Origin of the sequence: Pseudidiomarina aquimaris (genome assembly GCF_003987395.1) — a bacterium.
Taxonomy (GTDB): domain Bacteria; phylum Pseudomonadota; class Gammaproteobacteria; order Enterobacterales; family Alteromonadaceae; genus Pseudidiomarina; species Pseudidiomarina aquimaris.
The window spans coordinates 155,633-172,821 of sequence record NZ_PIPT01000008.1; the positions used below are offsets into that span (position 1 = coordinate 155,633).

Below are 17,189 nucleotides of genomic sequence, written 5' to 3' on the forward strand. Positions count from 1 at the left end.
CAGTTTATAAGCCGACTGCTTGGTTGAGCTGCAAAATCGGCTGAATAATTGCCATCACAATCACTAAGACCACTGCCGCCATGACAATGATCAGTGCTGGCTCAAATATTTTTAACGCCACACTCATGGTGTTTTCAAAATCGCGGTCTTGGTTGTCGGCGGCACGCCCCAGCATTTGCTCGAGCTCCCCTGATTTTTCGCCCGCTGCAATCATGTGGAGCATCATCGGCGGAAATAATTTCGTCTGTGCCAGCGCTGCGCGTAATGACGAGCCCTCACGCACACGATCGGCCGCTTCGGTTACCGCGTGCTGCATGGCCCGATTACCGAGCACGCGCGCGGTAATTTGCAGGCCCTCTAGCAGTGGGACCGCTGAGGCCGTCAAAATGCTTAACGTGCGCGAAAAACGTGCGGTATTCACCCCTTTAATGACGCGTCCAACCAAAGGGACTTTCAGTTGCCAAGCATGAAACTTATCGCGTCGCTTTTCGTTCTTGAGCATTTGCCCGAAGATCACCAAGCCAACTAGAATGGCCACTAGAATAAAGGGCCCGAAGGTTTGTAAGAACTCACTTACGGCAAGCAGTGCGCGGGTGATAAACGGCAATTCCTGACCCAAATCACCAAATTGCTCAACGATTTGCGGCACCACCGAAACGAGCAAGAAAATGATCACGCTGATGGCGACAAACGTCAGTACCGCAGGGTAAACCAGCGCTTGTACCAACTGCCCTTTGAGCTGATTGCGTTGTTCGGTGTAGTCGGCCAAGCGATTCAAGACTTCGTCGAGATGGCCGGAACGCTCACCGGCCGCCACCATGGCGGTGAAGAGCTTGTCGAAAATGTGCGGATAGTCACTCATCGCTACGGCTAACGAATAGCCTTCAACGACACGCGAACGCACCGCCATGACAAGTTTTTGCAAACGTGGTTTGTCGGTTTGCTCCGCCACGGCAAGCAACGCTTGCTCAATTGGCATCGCAGCAGCGACTAAGGTGGCCAACTGACGGGTGATAAGCGCGAGATCGGCCGAGCTTATTTTGCGGACTTTACGGCGTGCCCACCAACCAGCAAGGCCTTTTTGTTGCGTTGCGACATCACCGCCAGACTGCTCTGCTTCGCCCACACTTACCGGGATCAAGCCTTGGTCACGCAATAACTGGCGAACTTGGCGCTCGGTGTCAGCTTCGAGCACACCGTTTTTTTTGCGCCCTTTGGCGTCCAGCGCTTGGTAGGAAAACGCTCCCATGACTACTCCTCGCGCGTCACACGCAACACTTCTTCGCGTGTGGTGAGACCCTGCGCTACTTTATCCAGTCCGTCCTGACGAATACTTGGTGTGCTGTTGCGCACGTATTTCTCGATGGCTTGCTCGCCGTGACCGTTATGAATCAGATCGCGGATGGTTTCGTCGACCACCAGCAGCTCGTGAATCCCGGTACGCCCGCGGTAACCCGTGTAATTACACTTGTCACAACCGACCGCGCGACACTCTTGGCTGTCTGCGGCAATAGGTGCTTTACAGTCATCGCATAAAGTTCTGACAAGGCGTTGCGAGAGCACCGCTAACAGCGACGAGCTGAGCAGGAAAGGTTCTACGCCCATGTCTTCGAGACGCGTAATAGCGCCCGCTGCGGTATTCGTGTGCAAGGTCGACAGCACTAAGTGGCCGGTCAACGACGCCTGTACGGCAATTTGTGCGGTTTCCACGTCACGGATCTCACCGACCATCACAACGTCAGGATCTTGGCGTAAAATCGCCCGCAAGCCACGCGCAAAGGTCATATCGACCCGCGGGTTGACCTGCATCTGACCAATACCTTCGATGGCATACTCAATCGGGTCTTCGACGGTCAGAATGTTGCGGTCTTTGGAGTTGATGTCCATCAACCCAGCATACAAAGTGGTGGATTTACCTGACCCCGTTGGGCCGGTCACCAAGATAATGCCATGAGGCTTTTTAATTAGTTCGGCGAAAATCTTGCGATTGCCATCGGTCATGCCGAGTTGCTGCAAGTTTAACCGTGCGTTGTTCTTATCAAGGAGACGTAATACCACGCGCTCGCCATGATTCGATGGCATGGTCGAGACCCGCACATCCACTGCGCGACCGGCAATTAGCAGGCTGATACGTCCATCTTGAGGTACGCGCTTCTCAGCAATATCGAGCTGTGCCATAACTTTTATACGGCTGACCAACAATGAACTGAGCTTACGGTTCGGGCGAATGACTTCGCGCAACACGCCGTCAATACGGAAGCGTACCAGCAGGTCTTTCTCGAACGTCTCAATATGGATATCCGAAGCGCCTTCTTTGATCGCTTCCGAAAGCATCGCGTTGATCAATTTGATGATTGGCGCGTCGTCTTCACTCTCGAGCAAATCTTCGGTTTGCGGCAGTTCATCGGCTAATGAAAACAGATTGCTTTCGTTTCCGATATCTTCCATCAGTTGCTTCGCTTCCGACGAATCACGCTGGTAGGCTTGCGTCAGAATGGCGTCAAAGGCTTCGGCGCTGTGCTTACTTACGGTAAACGGCTTACCGACAGCACGCCGGACTTCCAGCAAGACTTGTGGTTCAACGTCTTCACGGCAATGCACGGTAAGCAACGCGTTAACATCGTCTGCTTCGGCATGATCCGCGACCACAACCCCATAGCGTTTCGCGAAACCAAAGGGTAAGCGCCGCGGAGTGACGCGTGCCGCTAGCTCGGCAACATCAGTCATTGCCGTTGCCTCCCTCCCGCTCGTCGAGGTACTTCTGTAGCTCTGGCGGAATGGCTAAGTCGCTATCTTTAAATTCAGGCAAAATTGGCGTCTCGGTATTTGGCATTAAGGTCACGCCTTCTTCGCTACGCTGCAACTGCTGAGCGCGCATGTAGTTGTATTTGCGGCTACTCAAGCCATTAGCGGTACCTGAATCACGTACAATTGTTGGGCGTAAGAACACCATCAGGTTGCGCTTTTGCTTCGTGGTTGAAGTGCTGCGGAACAACGCACCAACGAGTGGAATGTCGCCAAGTAATGGAATTTTTGATTCGCTCTCTTGCACGTCTTCATCAATCAAGCCACCCAACACGATAGTTTCGCCGTCATCGGCCATAACCGTGGTTTTTAGGGTACGTTTGTTGATGGTGATATCCACCGCCGTGGCGCCACTTAAACTTGAAACTTCTTGCTCAATGACCAACTGTACGGCATTGCCTTCGTTGATCTGCGGCGTGACGTTCAGCTTGATACCGATGTCTTCACGCTCAACGGTTTGGAATGGATTTTCGTTGTTAGCGCCGGCGGTTGAGCCGGTAATCGTCGGCACTGATTGACCGACTAGGAACGAGGCTTCTTCGTTGTCGACGGTCATAATGCTTGGCGTGGCCAAAATATTCGACTTGGTATTGGTCGCAACGGCTTGCAAAATTGCACCCCAGTCGTTTTTCACGACGCCGACCATCATGCCATTCACATTACCAAGCAACTGCGCCAGCAAGCTCACATCACCTGGCTCATCTGGCTCAGTGGTGGTGACCAAGTTGCCATCGACGATGGTTTGCGTGGTGCGGCCTTCGCGCTCACGCGCTTGATAGGCTGCAGCAGCCAGCGGGCCGATAGGTACTTGGCGACCGTTGTTGTACTGCACCATGCCACCATCTTCAGAAATCCACTGCAAGCCAAGGTCAACACCGTCACCCTCGAAGATTTCCACGATAATCGCTTCGACATGAACCTGAGCACGACGAATATCAAGCTGACGAATGACATTCTCGAGATTTGCGAGCAAGTCCGGCTGCGCGGTAATTACCAGTGAGTTGCTGTCTTCGTGGGCCGAAATGCTAATTTGTTGATTGCTGTTGTTATTGCGTAAGTTACGTGCCATGCGTGCTTGCTGCGGGTTACCGCCGGCACTCTGCATTTCGGCTTGAATGCTTTCACTCACGCCTTGCAGCACATCGACTAACTCATCCGCTTTTGCATATTTAAGATAATAAACGCGGGTATTGCCTTCGGTTTTAAGGTCTTGGTCGAGTTGGTTGATCAGCGCGATCACGCGCTGACGTGCACGCGGTTCACCGCTTACCACGACCGAGTTAGTACGCTCGTCGGCGACTATTTTCGGTATCAAGAGTGGCGGTGTACCTTCGTTGGTTTTTTCAAACAACGACGAAGCGATGCGCACCACTTCAGCGGCTGATGCGTATTCAAGTTTTACCACGTCGACATCTTGGTTACCGGCGCGGTCAACGCGCTCAATGATTTCTGTGAGACGCTGCACGGTCTCACTACGGCCGGTGATCATGATCACGTTCGACGGGTCATAGCTCACCACGTTGCCGCCGCCACTACTGTCGGCAAGTAACCGTAACAACGGCGCTAATTCGCGCACGCTGACATTGTTCACTGGCACTACCCGGGTGACCAATGTGTCGCCACCCAAAGAGTTATCGTCAACCACTGGAATCGCACCATTGCGCGCGTCTTTGTCGCGCATGACCTTTATCACTCCCGACTCCATCGCGACCGTTGCGAAGCCATAGACCTCGAGGACGTTCAAAAAGAACTGCCAATACTGCTCTTCACTCATTACATCGTAACTACGCACGTTAATGGTGCCGCGCACGTCAGGATCGATAATCATCGTTTTACCGAGATTACGGCCCACAACTTGGATGAATTCAGTGATGTCGGTATTTTTAAAACTCGCAGCATATTCTGCCGCTTCTTGATTAGCTTGTTGCTCAGCTTGTTGGGCGAATGCTGAAGCACTCGCGCCCATGGCGCAGGCCAAGGTAATGCTGGTAAGCAAAATAGATGCGGTGGTCAAGTTACGCATAGTTGCGTCCTATTGTTCTCGTTGTTCTGGTTACTCGCTCGGAACTGCTAGTTCTAAGTCGAGATATTCTTCGTCACGCAGCACCGTCACAATGATTTGGCGTGCGTTGCGTAGTTCTCCAATGGCGACTTGCGCACTGGAGACATCAGTTAAATCTTGTCCGTTAATCGCGACAGCAATATCGCCTGCTTTGAACCCTGCTTCAGTAAAGAGTTCCGGGTATTTGCCTGGGCTTAAGCGATAGCCCTGTAAACCATCGCCTGACATGGCTGGGCTAATGCGAATGTAATCTAGCAAAGCGGCACTTTCACCGCTACGGCGCAATTCGCGATACGCTTGTTGAGCTTCAGACACGCGGCGCAATTGATCATCACTCATCGGCGCATCATCATCTGCAGGGGCTTGCGCTCGCTGTTGATTTTCGAGAGTCAGACTCAAACCTTCGCTAAGTTCGCCGATACCTTCGAGTTCGAGGGTTTCGAGCGCACCGTTATTATTGAGGATAACGCGGTCGGCGTAGATCTCTTCGATACTGACCTGCGTGCCGGTGATTTTGTCACCGATGACGTACACTTCTTGATTGCGATCTTTCTCAATAATTGCAGCCGAGCGCTCAGGAACGTTACTTGCGGTGACGCCTAATAAACGCACGTTAAGCTGCGTTTTTGGCGCATTGCGCGTGTCGCTTGGCGTTACCACACTGGTACCGAACAAATTCAGGTCGGCAAGGCGACTTACCGAGGTAGGACGATTGCTATTATTCGCTTGCACTTGTACCTGCAGCGGGCCGCTCGCCGGTGGACTCGCAGGCGCAAACATTTGCCACGTCATTTTGGCTAAGGTCCAGACCGCATAAATAGCGAACAGCGCTGTGAGCACATATAAGAGTGCACGCAAGAAGCGTGGGCCCGTCGTGACGGCAAGTAAGCGCTGAAGTTGTGGGTTCTCAATCTGCATTTTTAATTTCGTTATAATTTTGTGACAGCACAGAGTTATCAGCCATTCTAACCCCTAAGCCACAAAGTGAACAGATCAAAATGGGGGATTGTGGTAGAATACGTACAAAATATTACATTGTGATGAAGTACTATGACTTACCCAACTGATCAACTCTTTCGCTATACCTTTTCTGAACAAGATGTCCGTGGTGAACTGGTACAATTAAGTAGCAGTTATCAGCGCATGATACAAGGCCACAATTACCCTGCCCCTGTACAGCGTTTGCTCGGCGAATTGATGTCTGCAACCGCGTTATTGAGCGCCACTTTGAAGTTTGAGGGGCATATTAGCCTTCAAGTTCAAGGCGATGGCCCAATTAATTTTATTGCGGTCAATGGCAGCCACGACCAAGACCTACGCGGCCTGGCACGAGTGCGCGGAACGATCGCCGATGACAACAATGATTTTCGCGCATTGTTTGGTAAGGCGGTGATGATTATCACCATTACGCCTGATGACGGTGAACGGTACCAAGGTGTCGTTGATGCCGATGCAGAAAGTTTAGCGCAGGTCATTGAGCGTTATTTTGCACAATCTGAACAATTGCATACCCGTGTTTGGTTGCACGCAGACGGTGAGCATGCGGCCGGTATGTTCTTACAGGTGCTGCCAGCGGCTGGCCATGACCTCACTGCGTTTGAACATTTGGAAACGCTGACCGGCTCGATGACCGCCCATGAGCTTTATACTTTGCCTGGCTTAGAGGTGCTGCATCGTTTGTACCATCAGGAACAGGTCGAGGTATATTCGCCACAGCAGGTTTCGTTCCATTGTGGTTGCTCGCGCGAGCGCACTTTGGAGTCATTGGCGGCGGTACACCCCGATGAACTACGCCAAATTCTTGCCGAAGACGGCGAAATCGTCATGACCTGCGACTACTGCCTCGCCGAATACCGCTTCCGCGAGAACGATTTGTAACTTGATTTTTTATCCAGCAATTTCTATTCTTAGTTATCGGTGAACAGAAGGAGACTGTTATGTATCGCGAAGAAGATTGGGGCTACGGTAATAAAGCCTAAACCTTAAAGAGCTCTGCGGAGCTCTTTTTTGTTATATTCAGGAAGTTCTATGGAAGGAACGATTTTGTGCGCACGAAAACAAAGCTTAAACTCTATTTTTTTCTCCTTATCTTTACACTTGCGGTGATTGGGATTTATTTTCTCCATCATGTAGACACTAGTTTCATATCTGCCGGAGCGATTTTACTCTCTGCGTCTCTAGCGTTGTGCGCTGCATTACTAAATATTTTGTTTACAAGAAAGACCGCTCGCGAATCCAATTCGCTAGAGTTTCAGCGCAATCTACTGAGCGATAAATCTTATAAAATGCATGAGCTTAGAGCTTTACGAGCGGTTAGAGAGCGGACAAATCTCCATGAACTGGCGCAAACCAAATTTCGATTTGATAAAGACTCCATTTCTATACGCTATGTTTTGAATACTTGGGAACGTGCGGCAAATGCGATGCGTCATGGCTTATACGACGAGCTCTATCTATACGAAGCCCATAAATCCATGGTTATTGCCTTGAGTATGCACTTCCGAGAATTCATCAAGGAAGCGCAGAAGAGACAACCAAGTTTTTATGAGAATTTTAGTTGGCTTGCGTTAAAGTGGGTGATCCGCAGAGATTCCCATTCAGATAAAAATCGTAAAACTAAGCTGAGACAAATTCTGGCCGAACTTGATAAAATAGCGTCACACAAGATTCATTAGGGAGGTTTTATGGAAAATGTACGACTCGACAAATGGTTGTGGGCGGCACGTTTCTATAAAACCCGCTCGCTCGCGCGGCAGATGGTGCAATCTGGCAAAGTTCAGGTGGACGGTCAGCGCCCGAAGCCAGCCAAGACTATCAGTGTTGGGCAGTTGATAAAGCTTAAGAAAGGTTACGATGTTGTCGAGGTCGAGGTTGTAGAACTGAGTGATCAACGGCGCGGGGCGCCCGAGGCGCAGGGGTTGTATCAAGAGACCGAAGCTTCAATAGAACGCCGTGAGCGCGAAGCCGAGCTGCGCAAAGCCAATGCCTTGTACAACCCCCACCCCGACCATAAGCCTGACAAGAAAGAGCGCCGTGAATTATTGAAGATGAAGCGGTAGCCGGCAGTTCTACTGCGGGGGATGTCGAATTGAACCGCTATGGTCGAAGCGTAAGATGCAACCTGTGGTAGAACCAAGGGCTACGGGCTGAATCCAACAGACATGGTCGAAACGTCAGGCTAGCCCCATAGTAGAACTAAGGGCTACTTCTTCTTCTTGATATGCTTCATTAGGCGTTTGCGCTTGCGCTGCTGCGATAACGTGAGTTTGTTTTTGCGACCTGCAAACGGGTTCTCGGATTCACGGAATTCGATTTTTATGGGAGTGCCCATCACCCCTAATGACTTACGGAAGTAATTGGTGAGGTAGCGCTGATAAGCGCCGGGCAAATCGTTGACTTGGTTGCCGTGAATTATCACGCGTGGTGGGTTATAGCCACCGGCGTGCGCGTATTTCAGTTTAACGCGGCGACCACGCACCAAAGGTGGCTGGTGCTCTTCCGCTGCCATTTCCATAATACGAGTTAGCTTCGAGGTACCAACGCGCTGAGTCGCGCTGGCGTACGCTTCAAGCACAGACTCAAATAAGTTACCGACGCCGCTGCCGTGCAGGGCAGAAATAAAATGCACGCGCGCGAAGTCGACAAAGCCTAAGCGGCGGTCGAGCTCACGTTTAATTTCTTCTTTGTGGTCGCTGTCGAGGCCATCCCACTTGTTCACGGCGATAACAATTGAGCGACCGGCGTTCAGGGCAAAACCAATCAGGTTCAAGTCCTGATCAGAAACAGTTTCGCGAGCGTCGAGTACGCAAATCACCACGTTGGCGTCTTCGATGGCTTGCAGGGTCTTAATAACCGAGAACTTTTCGACGGTTTCGTCAATTTTGCCGCGACGACGCACACCGGCGGTGTCGATCAGAATATATTCACGACCATCGCGTTCCATAGGGATATAGATCGAGTCACGCGTGGTGCCAGGCATGTCATACACGACCACCCGCTCTTCACCGAGTATACGGTTGGTGAGTGTCGACTTACCTACGTTTGGGCGGCCAACGATGGCGAGTTTTAATGGCAGGGCATCGTAGTCGATTTCGTCGTGGGTGAGATCTTCTTGCGTTTCGACATTTTCTTCGTCATCAGCATCCCCCGCAGTAGAACTGCGGGCTACGGACATATCGGGGTAGTCGTCGAGGAGCGGCGTGAAGCACTTATGCAGCAAGCTTTCTACGCCACGACCATGCGCCGCGGCGATGCCGTACACGTTACCGAGGCCAAGCTCATAGAAATCGGCTTGTGCGGCGTCAGCATCGATGCCATCGATTTTGTTCGCCACCACATAGGCCTTCTTGCCAATCGAGCGTAAATGCTTGGCGATGCCTAAATCGGCGCTGGTGATACCGTCACGGGCATCCACCATAAACAGCACGACGTCGGCTTCGTCAATGGCGCGCAGTGACTGCGACGCCATCTCTTTGTCGATGCCCTCTTCGTCGCCATGGACACCGGCGGTGTCAATAACGATAAATTGATAGCCATCGTAATCGGCTTGGCCGTATTTACGATCGCGTGTCAGACCAGGAAAGTCCGCTACCAGTGCGTCCCGAGTACGGGTCAGCCGGTTAAACAGGGTGGATTTGCCCACATTCGGGCGCCCGACCAGGGCCACAACAGGTAACATTCTTAGTTAGTCCTTACCGCGAGTAAAGTGCCGTCGCGTGTTTGTATATAGAGTTCGTTATCGGCCACTACCGGTGCAACATACACGTCGCTACCTACTTCGAGGCGGCCTTCTGTTTCGCCACTTGCGGCATCAATAAAATGCAAATAACCAAACGAGTCGCCTACCACGATAGAGCCGTTGTAATAAACCGGCGCTGTCAATTCGCGACCTTCGAAATCGGCGTTCACCCAACGCTCGATGCCGCCATCAACGTTGATCGCATACACACGGTCATCAGCGTCAGTGGCATAAATCGTTTGGCCGTACATATCGAGGTTTTGGAACGATGAGTATTCGCGCTGCCAAACCACGCGTCCAGTGCGCATTTCAACCGCAGCAAGCTGACCGTTGTAGGCAATGTTGTAGATCAGTTCGCCACGTGAGATGGGTGCAGCATCGACATCGACCAAGCGTTGCAGCTCGGTTGCCCCTTTCGGGATAGCTAAGCGTGCTTCCCAGACTTGCTGACCGTTATCAAGCACGGCCACGGTGAGTTTGCCGTTGGCGGTACCAAAGATCGCACCACCTGAAGCTAGGGTCGGCGCACCGGTTCCACGCAAGCTCAACGCAGGTACATCAGTAACCATGCTCCAACGCTCTTCACCAGTTTCAGCGTTCAAGCCAACGACTTTACCGTTGCTTGCAGTGATCACTACATGGTTCGCGTCAAGAGCAGGGTCCGAGACAACTTCAGCTTTAATGTTGGTGTGCCAAAGTACGCTACCGTCCACACCGTTCAGCATGATGACATCACCATTCTCGGTGCCGAGTACAACATTATCACCGTAGCTCACCAAACCACCGCTTATGCGCAGTGACTCAGCGCCATCTAACCAGCCTTCGCCCTGCGCAGCGAACTGCGCCTGCAGGTCACGCTCCCACACGCGGTTACCGTTGGCACGGTTGAACGCCATGATCATGCCTTGACGATCGGCCACGACTACATGGTCACCAACCACCGTAGGGTTCAAACGTGAAAAGAACTCACCAATGCCGTCACCTGCGCCGGCGTCCCACTGCACGCTTGGCTGTACGCTGGCATTAAAAGGTTGCAGTTCTTTGTAGCTCAGCTCTTCATCACCAAAAATCGAACAGCCACTCAAACCGAGGGCTGCAGCGATAACGAGACTGTGCTTCAGGTACTTAACTTGTTTCATGATGCCGCCGGAATGCTGTTGAGTTTGGTTTCGACCAATACAGTCGGAACACCCGCTTCAGTCGCTGCTGCAATCGCACTTTCATAGGCCTGGCGTGCACCTGCTGCATCGCCTTGGGCTAGCAATACGTCACCACGTAGTTCAGCAGCTTTGGCTTTAAAGCCTTCAACTTGGGCTACTTGCTCGAGCGCGGTTAAGGCCGCTGAGTAATTTTCTTGCGCCATTTGTAAGCGCGCGAGACGCAGGCTTGCAACATGCTTTAATGCGCCTTGGGCGTTGCTTTGCGCACCTTCCAGGGCAGTGATAGCTGCTGCTAAGTCACCCGCTTCTGCAGCTTTACGTGCTACCTCAAAAGCCGCCAAGGTGGCGTAGGTGCTGCCGCTCGCTTCGCTAACGAAAGACTTGGCACTATCCAAAGCTTCTGCGCCATTGGCTTCGAGCTGCGCCACCACTTGTTCATACTGCTCAGACTGCGCTTCTTGCTTCGCCAACGTCTGGGCATCGTAGTAACGCCAGCCGTAGAATAAAGCAAAACCAATGACTAGGCCGGCAACGATGCCTTTGCCGTGCTCTTTCCAGAATGCTTTTATCTGTTCGACTTGTTGTTCTTCTGTTTCCATCGGGAAATTCCTTTAAAACCGTTGTTTGCTATTTGCTGTTTGTTGTTTGAAAAACACTTGCTAGCTGCGCGAGATCGGTGATGATTAGATCGTCTTTGTCGCGGTTGCGTAGGTGTTTTAGTTCAAAATCGTTGTCGCGGATGATAATGGCATATTCGGCGCCTGATTTGTCAGCTTTTGCCAGCTTCTTCTTCATATTTTGGCTACCGCTATGCAGCTGTACCTTTAACCCCGCGAATTGGTCACGAAGCTTTTCGGCAACAGCCGGCGCCTTAAGTTCCGCGCTTTCACTTAACGCCATAAGATAAACATCGACAACTTGGCTGGCTGGGATCTTGTTCTGCGACTCAAGTAACAGCACAAGACGTTCGATACCCATGGCAAAGCCCACCGCTGGTGTTGCTTTGCCACCGAGTTGTTCGACCAAGCCATCGTAGCGGCCACCGGCACAAACCGTACCTTGTGCACCTAGTTCGGTGGTCACCCACTCGAATACGGTGCGGTTATAGTAATCAAGACCACGTACCAGACGCTCGTTCAATACGTACTTAATGCCTGCTGCGTCGAGGCGTTGCGTTAAGCCCTCGAAATGCGCACGCGATTCATCGTCCCAATAGTCTGAGAGTTTCGGTGCGTTCTCAAGTACTTGTTGCGTTTCTGGCGACTTGCTGTCGAGTACGCGCAGAACGTTGGTGTCAAGGCGACGCTTGGAATCTTCGTCGAGTTGCGCTTCGTGTGCGCGCAAGAACTCGCGCAAAGCTTCGCGATAGCGCGCGCGAGCTTCGTTCGAGGCGAGTGAATTAAGCTGTAGCTCAACTTGTTCGCTGATACCAAAGGCCTGCCACAAGCGCGCCGAAAGCAAAATAACTTCCGCATCGATGTCGGGGCCCGGCATACCAAACGCTTCGATACCAAACTGATGGAACTGACGATAGCGGCCTTTTTGCGGGCGTTCATGACGGAACATCGGGCCCATGTACCATAGCCGCTGGGTTTGATTGTACAGCAGGCCGTGTTCATTACCGGCACGCACGCAACTGGCAGTGCCCTCAGGACGCAGCGTTAGGCTGTCACCGTTGCGATCGTCAAAAGTGTACATTTCTTTTTCAACAATATCGGTCACTTCACCGATCGAGCGCTTGAACAAGTCGGTGCTTTCCAGCACTGGCATGCGGATCTCTTGGTAGGTGTAGGCTGCTGCAACGTCACGAAGCACGCCTTCAACGTACTGCCAGGCCGGACTTTGTTCCGGCAACAGGTCATTCATTCCACGAATTGCTTGGATTGTTTTTGCCACGATTGCACTTACCGTTTCGTTAAATTGAATTCAATTTGAAAAAATGACGGGTAGTATACCGCAGCTTTACGCTTGCTTCACAGGAATCTGTTCAGCTTCGAAGCGTTTTACCTGTTCACGGATGTGACGCTCGAGCTGATCGACCAGATCGTTGTTATCCAGACGCTCTTTTTGGCGTTCACCGTTGAGGTAAAATCCGCTTTTATTTTTCGCACCAGCCAAGCCAATATGCGAAATCAAGGCTTCACCAGGCCCGTTCACGACACAGCCGATAATCGACACGTCCATTGGCGTGGTGATGTCTTCCAAGCGTTGTTCGAGCGCGTTGACTGTACCAATAACGTCGAATTCTTGGCGAGAGCAGCTTGGACAAGCAATGAAGTTGATACCGCGGCTACGAATTCTGAGCGATTTCAAAATATCGAAACCAACTTTGACTTCTTCCACAGGATCCGCTGCGAGTGAAATTCTTAGGGTATCGCCAATACCTTCAGCCAATAGCATGCCAAGGCCAATGGACGATTTCACTGAGCCGCTACGTAAGCCGCCGGCTTCGGTAATACCTAAGTGCAAGGGCTGCTCGATTTGCTTGGCAAGTAAGCGATAGGAATCGACAGCAAGAAACACGTCAGAGGCCTTGACGCTGACTTTGAAATCTTGGAAGTTGAGGCGGTCGAGGATATCGACGTGACGCATCGCTGACTCTACCAAGGCTGCCGGCGTCGGTTCGCCGTATTTTTCTTGCAGGTCTTTCTCTAGCGAGCCGCCATTTACGCCAATTCTGATTGGAATATTACGGTCCCGCGCGGCGTCCACTACTGCGCGAATACGCTGCTCATTACCGATGTTGCCAGGGTTGATACGCAAACAATCAACACCGTACTCCGCTACTTTGAGAGCGATACGATAGTCGAAGTGAATATCTGCAACCAATGGCACAGGGCTTTGTTGCTTGATAAATTTAAAGGCTTCGGCGGCATCCATGGTCGGGACTGAAACACGCACAATGTCGGCGCCCGCGTTCGCGATCGCTTGGATTTGCTTGACTGTTGCTTCGACATCGGTGGTTTCAGTGTTGGTCATCGACTGCACCGCAATCGGTGCGCCGTCACCAATAGGCACATTGCCTACGTAGATACGGCGTGATGGACGACGTTTTATTGGGTTCTCATGCATCATGGTTACTTCGTGTGCCTTTCAATCTGTGCTCGTTACGCTCTTTTTTAACGCTCTTAGTTTAACGTAAGGGTCACGCTGCGGTTACGCACGTAATCATCAAGATTTACGTTGTCACCATTATACGTCAGGGTAACGGCTTCTGGTTTGCATAAGATGATATCAAAAGGTGGCTCGCCCGTCAGCGGCATGCGATAACCTGCAGCTTTTACGCCGATAGCGATATCGTCGCCGGTGGCGTCGGTGACTTTAATCCAGCACGCTTGGTTGAATTCGAACACGAGTTGTTCGGGAGCTGGTGCTGTTGTAGCTGGTTCTGTTGTAGTTGGTTCGCTGGTTGTGGGTTCGCTGGCTGTCGCTTCGTTAGTTGTCGCCTCGGTGGTTGTCGGTTCGGCCAAGTCGGTGGTGTCGGCTTCCCCCGTGGTAGAACCACGGGCTACTTCAGTGTTGGTTGCCGAGTCGACAGTATCGCTGATGTCGCTGCTGTTCGTATTCTTCGCGGCAGTCGTATTGCGGGCGACGGCTTCTTCTTCGGTCATGCGAGCTGGGCGCACGACTTGCGGAATGTTTTGCACTGTTGCACGTTCTTGTTTTGCTTCTTGCTCGGTCGGTGCATCTTCGCTGCCCGTGATGGTTTTCAGGCTGAAGTTGCTTTCTTGCCACCACCAAATCAGCACCAAGGCTAACACCGCAAGGATGATGATATAGCTAACCCATTTTAACCGGCTGTCGTTGCGTTCACGTACCTTACGCCGCGAAAAGCTTTGCATCTTCACATTGCTGGCTTGGCTGGTGTCATAGCCATGCTCATTGAATGCCTTGAAGACTTTTTCTTCGTTCACCTCTAAGGCTTTTGCCATCGAACGCAGGTAGCCACGAACGAAAGTAGTCGAGGCAAGCTTTTCATAGTCATCAGCCTCAATCAATTGTACAACAGTTAAGCGCAAGCGCAGACTATCAGCCACTTGCTGCTGGCTGAGGCCTTTTTGCTCGCGTGCTTGGGCTAAGATTTGCCCTGGCGTTTGTGCTGCTGACTGATCAGTTTGGGTGCCCTCTTCAGGCAGCTCATCATTGAGTAAATCTTTATTCGAGGTCATGGGTTACTTCATTAAGAGTTGGTTGCGGCGCGCATGCGGTAAGCGTCGGCTTGACGCGAATCCGGAAAGCGCGACAAAAGTAAATCGCCGAAACTCCGTTGCCGCGCACGGTCATTTTGTTGCCGAGCGAGTTCGCTTTCAAGCCAGAGATACTCGGCTGAAAGTTGCGGTAACTGGGAGCGGCGCTTCAAAACATCTGCGGCCTCTTGATAACGTTCTTGCTCTAACAATACCGCAGCATAGGTTTCTAAAATAGTGCTATTGCGCGAGCTATGGTTGATAGCTCGTTTAAAATAGTTGTCTGATTTTTGCTGCTGTCCGGCGCGGGCAGCGCAGCGGGCAGCATTCTCATAGGTTGCGGCAACTTTCACATAGTCAGGAATATTGAGCGCGCGGACAAAACTTTGTTCAGCTTCATCGTAACGGCCCATGTTACAAAGCAGCGCACCCAAATTATTATGGGTGTCGCCATTGCTTGGCTGCAGCTGAATCGCCTTGCGATAGTACTGCTCGGCCATGTCGAAATCCTGTACCTGCTGGTAATAAAAAGCTAAACCGGTTTGCACGGAAGGATTGTCGGGCGTGTAATCGCGAGCGCGCTCAAGGTTAACCCTCGCTTGCTCATAATTCCCGCTTTGCAGATATTGAAGACCGAGCGCCAAGCGTGTTGCTGCTGCTTCTTTTGCATTAAACTCTTGCGCAGGCTTTTCTTTACCATCCACTGTGCGCTGACTTACGCAGCCAGTACAAAGTGTTGCAAGAAGAAGAATGTAGAGCAAATTGCGCATGTCGGGTCCTCGTTGCTGAATTACCTATGCTACCCTGAATGCGCCGTGCCTGCCTATGTTTTTTGCGGCTTTTCGCGATGGATTTACGAAATCTTGACGTCGATTCCGCTACCGCCACGCTGGGCGCGTTGCTTTTTCAGGATACGTTTGGTGCGGTCGACGACATCGCCGACGAGCTGGCCACAAGCGGCATCAATATCGTCGCCACGTGTTTTCCGCACCGTCACAATATAACCCTTTTCTATCAGAACCTTAGCAAAGCGGTCAATGCGCGAGTTACTCGAGCGCCCATAATCGTTGCCAGGGAAAGGGTTGAATGGAATCAAATTGATCTTGCACGGCGTGTTTTTAAGCGTTTCGGCAAGTTCATGTGCCTGGTCCATGCTGTCGTTTACATGGTCCAGCATCACGTATTCAATGGTAATGTTCTTGTTTGCTTTCGAGCCGTCAATATAGTGGCGGCTAGCTTCAAGAAACTCTTCGATATTGTACTTCTTGTTGATCGGTACAATTTCGTTTCTAAGTTCATCGTTTGGCGCATGCAAACTGATGGCAAGAGCTACGTCGATCTGCTCTTTCAGCTTGTATAGCGCAGGCACTACGCCCGATGTACTCAGTGTTACACGGCGTTTGCTCAGACCGAAAGCGTTGTCGTCAAGCATCAGGTCCATGGCCGGAACCACGTTATTGAGGTTCAAGAGCGGTTCGCCCATGCCCATCATGACAACATTGGTGACAGGCTTGATACCGGTATCACCGAAAGGACCGAGTAACTTATTTACCCGCCAAACTTGGCCGATGATTTCCGCAACACGAAGGTTACGATTGAAGCCTTGCTGCGCCGTTGAGCAGAATGTGCATTCGAGCGCACAACCGACCTGTGAGCTTACGCACAAGGTAGCGCGGTCGCTTTCTGGAATCCATACCGTCTCGACGTCTTGGCCGTCGAATAACGTCATGGCAAATTTGATGGTGCCATCAGAAGATTGTTGTTGCATACGCACTTCTGGTGCACGAATCTCAGCGATTTCTTTGAGCTTTTCTCTGAGAACTTTGTTGAGGTTGGTCATCTCATCAAAGTTGTCGACGCAGTAATGGTAAAGCCACTTCATGACCTGATCGGCACGGAAAGGCTTCTCGCCCAGTTCTTTAAAGAACTCGCGCATACCTTGGCGATTGAGATCGAGAAGGTTAACTTTTTTGTCGACTGCGTTCATAAAATCCTAAAACGTTGTTTGCTATTTGCTGTTCGTTGTTCGCGTAGCCCGCAGTTCTACTGCGGGATATTTCGAATTCAACAAACTCAGTAGAAGCGTCAGGTTAGGCCCGTAGTAGAACTACGTATATGGTCTCCTCCAACTTTGCAAGTTAAAACCGGTCGTAAGCGAAGTTGCGTTCGTATATTCGGCCTCGAGTCACAATGTATTCACTTCTAGCTCATTGTAGGGCCTTGATGTAATCCGCGCA

At 51.4% G+C, this 17,189-nt stretch carries 15 protein-coding genes; 3 read left to right on the forward strand and 12 right to left on the reverse strand.

The genetic code is table 11. The features are described 5' to 3' along the window. Positions 1-4 precede the first annotated feature (4 nt). The 4 genes from gspF to gspC all read right to left on the reverse strand — a co-directional run bounded on the left by gspF (position 5) and on the right by gspC (position 5,785). The gene (gene gspF, locus CWE21_RS10995; RefSeq protein ID WP_126834493.1) at positions 5-1,249 is read right to left on the reverse strand and encodes a type II secretion system inner membrane protein GspF; all 1,245 of its coding nucleotides are present in this window, start codon (positions 1,247-1,249) and stop codon (positions 5-7) included. Between the two features lie 2 nt (positions 1,250-1,251). Continuing rightward, on the reverse strand, positions 1,252-2,727 hold the full coding sequence (gspE, locus tag CWE21_RS11000) for a type II secretion system ATPase GspE (protein WP_126834494.1): 1,476 nt from the start codon (positions 2,725-2,727) through the stop codon (positions 1,252-1,254). After that, entirely contained in the window at positions 2,720-4,771 is a 2,052-nt protein-coding gene (gene gspD, locus CWE21_RS11005) for a type II secretion system secretin GspD (protein WP_126834515.1), read from the reverse strand. Before gspD ends, gspE begins: the two co-directional genes overlap by 8 nt. An 87-nt stretch (positions 4,772-4,858) precedes the next feature. Then, positions 4,859-5,785, reverse strand: coding sequence for a type II secretion system protein GspC (gene gspC, locus CWE21_RS11010; protein WP_126834495.1), 927 nt, complete (start codon positions 5,783-5,785; stop codon positions 4,859-4,861). 132 nt (positions 5,786-5,917) lie between these two features. On the opposite strand from gspC, the gene hslO reads away from it, so the two are divergent. From hslO to hslR, 3 genes are all read left to right on the forward strand, one after another. Then, entirely contained in the window at positions 5,918-6,745 is an 828-nt protein-coding gene (hslO, locus tag CWE21_RS11015) for an Hsp33 family molecular chaperone HslO (RefSeq protein WP_126834496.1), read from the forward strand. 167 nt (positions 6,746-6,912) lie between these two features. Then, positions 6,913-7,542, forward strand: coding sequence for a DUF4760 domain-containing protein (locus CWE21_RS11020; protein ID WP_157982768.1), 630 nt, complete (start codon positions 6,913-6,915; stop codon positions 7,540-7,542). 9 nt (positions 7,543-7,551) lie between these two features. Next, entirely contained in the window at positions 7,552-7,926 is a 375-nt protein-coding gene (hslR, locus tag CWE21_RS11025) for a ribosome-associated heat shock protein Hsp15 (protein ID WP_126834498.1), read from the forward strand. Between the two features lie 143 nt (positions 7,927-8,069). On the opposite strand, the gene der is transcribed toward hslR, so the two are convergent. The 8 genes from der to rlmN form a co-directional block, all read right to left on the reverse strand. Then, the gene (gene der / locus CWE21_RS11030) at positions 8,070-9,545 is read right to left on the reverse strand and encodes a ribosome biogenesis GTPase Der (RefSeq protein WP_126834499.1); all 1,476 of its coding nucleotides are present in this window, start codon (positions 9,543-9,545) and stop codon (positions 8,070-8,072) included. 2 nt (positions 9,546-9,547) lie between these two features. Then, entirely contained in the window at positions 9,548-10,744 is a 1,197-nt protein-coding gene (gene bamB / locus CWE21_RS11035) for an outer membrane protein assembly factor BamB (protein WP_126834500.1), read from the reverse strand. Beyond that, positions 10,741-11,364, reverse strand: coding sequence for a YfgM family protein (locus tag CWE21_RS11040; RefSeq protein ID WP_126834501.1), 624 nt, complete (start codon positions 11,362-11,364; stop codon positions 10,741-10,743). The genes bamB and CWE21_RS11040 overlap by 4 nt, the downstream gene beginning before the upstream one ends. Positions 11,365-11,392: 28 nt before the next feature. After that, positions 11,393-12,661, reverse strand: a complete 1,269-nt coding sequence (gene hisS, locus CWE21_RS11045) for a histidine--tRNA ligase (protein ID WP_126834502.1) — start codon at positions 12,659-12,661, stop codon at positions 11,393-11,395. 66 nt (positions 12,662-12,727) lie between these two features. Beyond that, positions 12,728-13,840, reverse strand: coding sequence for a flavodoxin-dependent (E)-4-hydroxy-3-methylbut-2-enyl-diphosphate synthase (ispG, locus tag CWE21_RS11050; RefSeq protein WP_126834503.1), 1,113 nt, complete (start codon positions 13,838-13,840; stop codon positions 12,728-12,730). A gap of 53 nt (positions 13,841-13,893) precedes the next feature. Continuing rightward, positions 13,894-14,934 carry a RodZ domain-containing protein gene (locus tag CWE21_RS11055; RefSeq protein ID WP_126834504.1) on the reverse strand — a complete coding sequence of 347 codons (1,041 nt, stop codon included), beginning with the start codon at positions 14,932-14,934 and terminating at the stop codon, positions 13,894-13,896. 11 nt (positions 14,935-14,945) lie between these two features. Further along, on the reverse strand, positions 14,946-15,722 hold the full coding sequence (pilW, locus tag CWE21_RS11060; RefSeq protein ID WP_126834505.1) for a type IV pilus biogenesis/stability protein PilW: 777 nt from the start codon (positions 15,720-15,722) through the stop codon (positions 14,946-14,948). Between the two features lie 83 nt (positions 15,723-15,805). Then, positions 15,806-16,939, reverse strand: a complete 1,134-nt coding sequence (gene rlmN / locus CWE21_RS11065) for a dual-specificity RNA methyltransferase RlmN (protein WP_126834506.1) — start codon at positions 16,937-16,939, stop codon at positions 15,806-15,808. Positions 16,940-17,189: the final 250 nt, after the last annotated feature.

What these genes read in the sequence shown, in the direction of transcription:
- der (WP_126834499.1), bottom strand. Translation starts at nt 9,545, where the DNA reads ATGTTACCTGTTGTGGCCCTGGTCGGGCGCCCGAATGTGGGCAAATCC.
- gspD (WP_126834515.1), bottom strand. Translation starts at nt 4,771, where the DNA reads ATGGGCGCGAGTGCTTCAGCATTCGCCCAACAAGCTGAGCAACAAGCT.
- gspF (WP_126834493.1), bottom strand. Translation starts at nt 1,249, where the DNA reads ATGGGAGCGTTTTCCTACCAAGCGCTGGACGCCAAAGGGCGCAAAAAA.
- pilW (WP_126834505.1), bottom strand. Translation starts at nt 15,722, where the DNA reads ATGCGCAATTTGCTCTACATTCTTCTTCTTGCAACACTTTGTACTGGC.
- CWE21_RS11055 (WP_126834504.1), bottom strand. Translation starts at nt 14,934, where the DNA reads ATGACCTCGAATAAAGATTTACTCAATGATGAGCTGCCTGAAGAGGGC.
- hslR (WP_126834498.1), top strand. Translation starts at nt 7,552, where the DNA reads ATGGAAAATGTACGACTCGACAAATGGTTGTGGGCGGCACGTTTCTAT.
- gspC (WP_126834495.1), bottom strand. Translation starts at nt 5,785, where the DNA reads ATGCAGATTGAGAACCCACAACTTCAGCGCTTACTTGCCGTCACGACG.
- hslO (WP_126834496.1), top strand. Translation starts at nt 5,918, where the DNA reads ATGACTTACCCAACTGATCAACTCTTTCGCTATACCTTTTCTGAACAA.
- rlmN (WP_126834506.1), bottom strand. Translation starts at nt 16,939, where the DNA reads ATGAACGCAGTCGACAAAAAAGTTAACCTTCTCGATCTCAATCGCCAA.
- CWE21_RS11040 (WP_126834501.1), bottom strand. Translation starts at nt 11,364, where the DNA reads ATGGAAACAGAAGAACAACAAGTCGAACAGATAAAAGCATTCTGGAAA.
- gspE (WP_126834494.1), bottom strand. Translation starts at nt 2,727, where the DNA reads ATGACTGATGTTGCCGAGCTAGCGGCACGCGTCACTCCGCGGCGCTTA.
- bamB (WP_126834500.1), bottom strand. Translation starts at nt 10,744, where the DNA reads ATGAAACAAGTTAAGTACCTGAAGCACAGTCTCGTTATCGCTGCAGCC.
- ispG (WP_126834503.1), bottom strand. Translation starts at nt 13,840, where the DNA reads ATGATGCATGAGAACCCAATAAAACGTCGTCCATCACGCCGTATCTAC.